6 protein-coding genes are annotated in these 6,587 nt (G+C 70.4%); 4 read left to right on the forward strand and 2 right to left on the reverse strand.

Going from position 1 to position 6,587, the window contains the following annotated elements; translation table 11 throughout:
- From MJ785_RS06220 to MJ785_RS06235, 4 genes are all read left to right on the forward strand, one after another.
- On the forward strand, positions 1-1,864 hold a 1,864-nt coding region (locus tag MJ785_RS06220), incomplete at its 5' end, for an ABC transporter substrate-binding protein (RefSeq protein WP_370652879.1).
- Positions 1,865-2,056: 192 nt separating this feature from the next.
- Positions 2,057-2,287, forward strand: a complete 231-nt coding sequence (gene secG, locus MJ785_RS06225; protein ID WP_239308507.1) for a preprotein translocase subunit SecG — start codon at positions 2,057-2,059, stop codon at positions 2,285-2,287.
- Positions 2,288-2,316: 29 nt separating this feature from the next.
- On the forward strand, positions 2,317-4,068 hold the full coding sequence (locus MJ785_RS06230) for an ABC transporter substrate-binding protein (RefSeq protein WP_239308508.1): 1,752 nt from the start codon (positions 2,317-2,319) through the stop codon (positions 4,066-4,068).
- A 164-nt stretch (positions 4,069-4,232) separates the two neighbouring features.
- Positions 4,233-4,568, forward strand: a complete 336-nt coding sequence (locus MJ785_RS06235) for an RNA polymerase-binding protein RbpA (RefSeq protein ID WP_255720378.1) — start codon at positions 4,233-4,235, stop codon at positions 4,566-4,568.
- A gap of 198 nt (positions 4,569-4,766) precedes the next feature.
- On the opposite strand, the gene pgl is transcribed toward MJ785_RS06235, so the two are convergent.
- Together pgl and MJ785_RS06245 are read right to left on the reverse strand one after the other, a co-directional pair.
- Complete coding sequence (gene pgl, locus MJ785_RS06240) at positions 4,767-5,543, reverse strand: 6-phosphogluconolactonase (protein ID WP_239308531.1); 777 nt, start codon at positions 5,541-5,543, stop codon at positions 4,767-4,769.
- Positions 5,543-6,583: a glucose-6-phosphate dehydrogenase assembly protein OpcA gene (locus MJ785_RS06245; RefSeq protein ID WP_239346293.1), complete on the reverse strand. Its 1,041-nt coding sequence runs from the start codon at positions 6,581-6,583 to the stop codon at positions 5,543-5,545. Before MJ785_RS06245 ends, pgl begins: the two co-directional genes overlap by 1 nt.
- Positions 6,584-6,587 lie beyond the last annotated feature (4 nt).

A 6,587-nucleotide genomic window follows, 5' to 3' on the forward strand; every position in this document is an offset into this window, starting at 1 on the left:
GGGACGGGCGGACGAGCCACTGCGCGGCAGGTGGCCTGATCCGGGTGTGCTTGGGTGGCTCCGGTGGCGGGACGCGCTCCCGCCGGGAAGGGGCTCAGCTCAGACCATGCGACGCAAGCATGCGCTCACCCGGGTCGGCACCGTCGTGGCTGTCCTCGGTCTTGCCTCGGTCGCCTGCACAGACGCGGGACGCCACGGGCAGGTCTCGCCTGCCCCGCTGGTCCCGCCCGCCGCGATCAGCTCCAGGACCATCGCGCCGTCGGATCGGACCGGCGGGACGCTGCGGGTGGCGGCGACTACCGACTGCGACTCCTGGGACCCGCAGCGGACCTCGGCCGTCCGCTGCTGGAACCAGCAGCGGTGGATCTCCCGCCAGCTGGTGACCTACAGCGTGAGCGCCGGCGTCGCGAAGCTGGCCGGAGATCTCGCCACCGACGTGCCGACGTCCAAGGACCTGCGTACCTGGACCTACACCATCCGCGCGGGGCTGGCGTTCGAGGATGGCACACCGATCACGTCCAAGGACATCAAGTACGGGATCGAGCGGGCGTTCGCCACGGACGTGATCACCGGCGGTCCAGGTGAGGTCGTGAAGCTGCTCGCGGACGACAACGCCCCCTATCCGGGGCCCTACAACGATCCGGACCCCGATCGCCTCGGTCTCGCCTCGGTGATGACTCCGGATGACCTGACCATCACGTTCCGGCTGAACCGGCCGTTCGCGGACTGGAACCTCGTGATGGCCTCACCGGTCTCAACCCCGGTGCCACGGGCGCACGACACCGGCGCGGCCTACGGCGCGCGGCCGGTCGCCTCGGGGCCGTACAAGATTGAGAACTACCGTCCGGGTGAGTCCATCACCCTGGTACGCAACCCGAGCTGGAGCCCGAAGAGCGACCCGAACCGGTCCGCCTTCCCGGATCGCGTCGTGGAGCGGATGGGGCTTACCGCGGCTGACATCGACAACCGCATCCTGACCGACCAGGTCGACGTCGCCGCGGCGCAGACCGGGGTGGGAGCCCAGGCCGCGGCCCGGATCGTCGCGAACCCGAGCCTGCGGGCGGACCGCACTATCGAGGCGCCCACGGGCATCCTGCGTTACCTGGCGGTGGTGACCAGGACCGCTCCTTTTGGCAACATCCACTGCCGCGCCGCCGTGGCCTGGGCACTGGACAGGCAGGCCCAGCAGAGCGCCCGGGGAGGCCCGATCATCGGCGGGGACATCGCCGGGACGATGCTCACGCCGCCGGTGCGTTACTACTCCTGGTTTGATCTCTTCCCGAGCCCCGGCGGTACCGGCGACCTTTCCAGGGCCAGGGCGGAACTCGCGGCCTGCGGCCAGCCCGCCGGCTTCGCGACGACGCTCGTCACCGGGCCGGACCCGCTGGACGCCGCACAGGCCGAGGCGCTCCGTGTCTCGCTGGCCCGGGTCGGTATCACGGTCACCGTCAGCGTTGTGGATGATCCGCAATACCCCGCCGCGGTGATCGGGACACCCGACCGTGCGCACGCCATGAACTACGGCCTCATACTGACTGCCCGGCAGGGTGACCGGCCAACGCCGTACGCCTTTCTCGGCCCGCTCGCCGACGGGCGCGAGATCCGTCCCCAGCACAACCTCAACCTCGCCGAGCTGGATCAGCCCGCGATCAACGCGGACCTCGACCGCGCCATCCAGACGGTGGACGAGGATGACGCGGCCGGCATCTGGACGGCGCTGGACCGGGCGGTCGTCGCGTCTGGTGCCTACATCCCGTTGCTCTATGATCGGGCACTCAACGTCTACAGCGATCGGCTCACCAACATCCGCTACTCGTCAGCTTTCATGATGGTGGACCTCACCTCGCTCGGCGTCGTCCCGTAACGAGCAGCTGTCTGGACGGTCATCGCCCGGGCAGCCGGGGACATGGCGTGCCGTTCATACGACCGGGACGCCGTGATGTAACTTGGCACGATTGTTGTACCTCCACTGGAGGCGCGATCATGGTCTTTCGCGCGCCTGGTGAGGCCTCACAGTGACGGCTGGATGACGACGGCGCGGGAGCAGGTCTAAGAGATGACTGTTGGGCTGTCCATTGCCCTGATCATCACGAGTGTGCTGCTGGTGCTCCTCGTGTTGCTGCACCGGGCCAAGGGGGGTGGGCTGTCCACGCTCTTCGGTGGCGGTGTGTCCTCCTCGCTCGGGGGTTCTTCGGTCGTGGAGAAGAACCTTGATCGATTGACGATCGCCGTCGCGCTGATCTGGATTACCTCCATCATCGGCCTGGGCCTCCTTCTCAAGGAGTGAGCGGCCCTGGACGGACACGAACGCCGGCCTTGACGCTGATCGTCTGCCTGGTCGTGCTCTTCGGGGCTGCCGCGGCATGCGCCGAGGGTGGTCCCGGGCCGGTGCGGGTGACGCCGGTCACGACCACGGTCACCTCCGAGCCGACGGACAAGCCCGGCGGAACGCTGCGCCTGGTCGGCGCCACCATGCCCACCGGTGACCCCGGCTGGGCGGCTGACCCCGCTTCGAGGATGCTGGTACGGCTGGTATCGCGCCAACTGTATTCCTACCGCGCGAGCACTGACCCGGTCTTCGCCGCGGCACCCCAGCCGGATCTGGCGGTTGGCCCCCCTGAGATCAGCGAGGGCGGGAAGGTCTACACGGTCGTCCTGCGTTCCTCGGTGCGCTGGGACACCCCCGGCTTCAGGCGGGTCACCGCGACCGATGTCGCCCGCGGCATCAAGCGGTTGTGCACCCCGCCGAAGCCTTCGCCCATGCGGGGGTACTTTGCCGCCACCGTGACGGGTTTCGCCGTCTACTGTGACGATCTCGCGCGGACTCCGGTGGCTGGCGCGCGTGACTTCATCGAGCATCGCGACATCAGCGGTGTCCAGGTCATCGGCGATGAGACCATCGAGTTCCACCTGCTTGCGCCGGCCTCCGACTTTGCCGATGTCCTGGCCCTGCCGGCGGCGGCCCCGGTACCGCAGGAGGCTTTGGCATACCCGCCGGATTCGTCGGGCTACCTGGAGCACCTCATCTCCGATGGCCCTTACCATTTCTCGGCGGCCGTGAACGACGAGGCCTACCGGCTCTCCCGTAACCCGGCCTGGAGCGCGTCATCGGACGGTGTCCGCCCGGCACTTGCCGACCATGTCACGCTACGCATCAACATGGACGCCGCCACCGCCCAGGCTGAGATCGAGTCCGGGCGGGCTGACCTGGCTCTCGACAGTCCCGTACCCGCCGCGGAGGTGGCGGGGCTGGACGCCCGGGCGGACGGTCGGCTGTCCACCGACGGCCCGGGATCCGTCGTGTCGCTCACCGTGGGGCTGCACGGCCCGGCCGCCGCCGCCCTGCGGGTGAGCGCCGTCCGGGTGGCGCTCACGTACTGCGTGGACCGCGCGGCCGTCGCGGCGGCTCTCGGCGGGCCTGTCACGGCCACCGCGACCGCGCAGTTGCTGCAGGCCCCCATGGCCGGCTACCAGCCTCGGGATCCCTTCCCCACGCTCGGCTCGACCGGCGACGCGACCCGTTGCCGGGAGGGCGCGCGGAGCGCGCCTGGCGGTCCGCTGACCGCGCTGACCCTGCTCACCACCGATTCGGCCGCGGCCGCGGGCGTGGCGTCAGCGCTCCGGGATGGTTTCGCCCGCGGGGGCGTGGCACTGCGCGTCATCGCGGTGCCCGCCGTCGACTATCCTTCGCGCGCCATGGCGGCCACCGAAAGCCAGTCCTGGGACCTCGCCCTGGACACCGTGACGCCACAGTGGTTCGGCAATGCCGGGCGCACCGTGTTCCAGCCCATGCTGGAGCCGGCATGGTCGGGGCCCCGACCGGCCGATGGCGGATACCGTAATGAACAGATCACCTTGTTGCTGCACAGCGCCCTCGCCGAGCGTGATGCCGCCACCGCCAACACCCGCTGGGGTGATCTGGAACGGGAGCTGCTCACCGATGCCGCGGTTATCCCGTTGGCTGTTACCGTGGTGCCGCGTATGCACAGCGTTAACGTTCGTGGTTTCGTACGGCTGGGCTCGCTCGACAACGGTGATCCCACCAGCGTATCTATGGGCATTGCGTGAGAAGTGCGCTTACAGTGACCTGAAACCGTCGTGCGGATGACCGGCGGTGGTGGGTGCGACGAGGTCGGCCCATCTCGTCTTACACTCGGTCAGGCCGAACCGGCAGGCGCTGGGGGCCGGGTCCGGAGTCAACCAGCGGGACGAGACAAAGGAGTAGACGGACCGTGGCAGGTGGTAACGCCATCCGAGGAAGTCGGGTAGGAGCGGGACCAATGGGGGAGGCTGAACGGGGCGAGACCGCCCCGCGGCAGCGGATTTCCTTCTGGTGCGCCAATAATCACGAAACCAGGCCGTCGTTTGCGGCGGAGGCCGCGATTCCAGAGACCTGGGACTGCCCAAGCTGCGGCTTCCCGGCGGGCCGCGACCGTGACAACGTGCCCGCGCCGCCGAAGACCGAACCGTACAAGACCCATCTCGCCTACGTCCGGGAGCGGCGTAACGAAAAAGACGGCGAGGCGATCCTGGCCGAGGCCCTTGCCAAGCTGCGGGGCGCCGTTTAGAGGCTCCGGCAACAGGGGTGTGGGTCAAGGAGCGGGGCTGGGGTCCGTGCCCCAGCCCCACGGCGCCGCGGCGGCCCTGCCTGACCGTGGAGTTCCGGCCGTGGCACCGGTCGCGGCGTTCGTCGATCGGTACCACGCGGCCCCGGCTGTTGTGACGCCAATTTGGTGATCTTGGTTGACGTGTGCCGTCTCGACAACCTACCGAGCCGGCGCCGTGGCGCGTGGTGCCGGAACCTCGGCTGCCGCGGCGCGGTCCAGCAGCCACAGCGTCCGCTCCCGGCCCTGGGCGCCCGCGGCCGGGATCTCTGGGGGGTACGCGCCCGAGAGCGCCCGCGCCACCGCGGCGGTCTTCGCGTCCCCTGCGGCGAGCAGCCAGACCTCACGGGCCGCCCGGATGGCGGGGAGCGTGAGGGTGATCCGGACCTGCGGCGGTTTGGGGGAGTCGGGGACGGCGACGGCCGTCGCGGTGGCGTGTACGGCTGGGGAATCCGGAAAGATCGACGCTACGTGGCCGTCCGGCCCGATGCCGAGCAGCAGCACGTCGAAGGATGGGGCGGCGATGTCCGCGCCCGGCGGGGCGTGTTCGGCAAGCAGCTGTGCGTAGGTGGCCGCGGCCGCGTCGGCGTCGGCCGCGCTGTCCGGATCGCTCATCGCGAAGACCCGAGCCGGGTCCAGGGGCAGCGCGTCGAGCAGCGCCGCCCGTGCCTGGCCGTCGTTACGGTCGGGCGAGCCGAGGGAAACGAACCGCTCGTCCCCCCACCACACGTCGACCCGCCTCCAGTCGACCGTCTGGACGGCCGGACTGCCGCGCACCGCCCGCAGCGTCGCCACGCCGATACCGCCACCGGTCAGCACCACCGACGCGGTGCCGCGGGCGGCCTGCGCGTCCGCTAGGCTGATAATCATCCTGGCGGCTGTCGCGGCGGCGAGCAGGCTCGCGTCGGGGTGGATGATGACCTCGGCAGCCGCGCCCATCAGCCCGCCGCCCCCGCGATCGTGCCTGTCTTCCGTGTGATCGTGCCCGTCGTGCCCGTCGTGCCCGGGCTGTCCACGCTGCTCGCCATCGGGTCGCGCCAGATGTGCTCGCGCACCGGGGAACGAGCTGCCAGCCCCTTGACCGTGCTCCAGGCGGCCAGCGCATCCGCGTAGGGCCCGTCGTGGTCAAGCCTGCGCAGCTCCTCGGCCAGCAGATCGCCGAGACCGCGTTCGGCCAGCGGCACGGCCCGGTCGGGCTGGCCGGGCCGTTTCAGCACAGCGGTGCGGGAGTCCTGCCGGGCAACCGTCAGTTCGCCGTCATTAAGATCAAAACGTACTTCGGCAAGCCCGTGGTGCGACTTCGTCTCCACGCTGACCGGTAGGCCCAAACGGTCGGACAGCCACCCGGACAGCAGACAGACGCTGGGGTCGCGGTCGCCGCCGGCAATGGTGGCCGCCCGCGGCCTCTCGGTGAGCGACTCGAAGGCGGCGGCGATCAGGGTCCGCCAGGCGGTCAGCCGCGTCCAGGCGAGGTCGGTGTCGCCGGGGGCGAAGTCCGCCGCCCGCTGGCGCAGCGCGGCGACGGGATCGTCCGCCGCGGACGTGTCGGTGACTCGTCGGTCGGCGAAAACCCCGAGCGGATCGTAAGCGATGTGGTCCGGCGGGACACCGTGCCACCAGGTGATCACTGGCGCGTCCGGTGCCAACAACGGCAGGACCACCGACTCCGCGTGCAGGCTGAGGCGCCCGAACATGCGCATGACCACAGCCTCACCCGGCCCGAGCCGCCCCCCGATGGAGACCTCGGCGTCCAACCGCGAACTGGCGGCGTCCAGCTGGCGCCGGACGACGATGAGCAGCCGGCACGGGTGGGCCGCCGCCGCCGTGGTCGCGGCGCTCTCAGCGACACCGACGTGCTTTTCGTCCACCACGACCACCAGGGTCAGCGCCAGGCCGAAGGCGAGCGCGCCGGCCGAGCGCCGCTCGGCCGCCAACGCCCTGACAACGTCGGAGCCGGTCGTGTCCCACAGGGTCGTCATAGGT

It is taken from the genome of Protofrankia sp. CiT1 (genome assembly GCF_917627335.1).
In the GTDB taxonomy this organism is placed as follows: Bacteria; Actinomycetota; Actinomycetes; order Frankiales; family Frankiaceae; genus Protofrankia.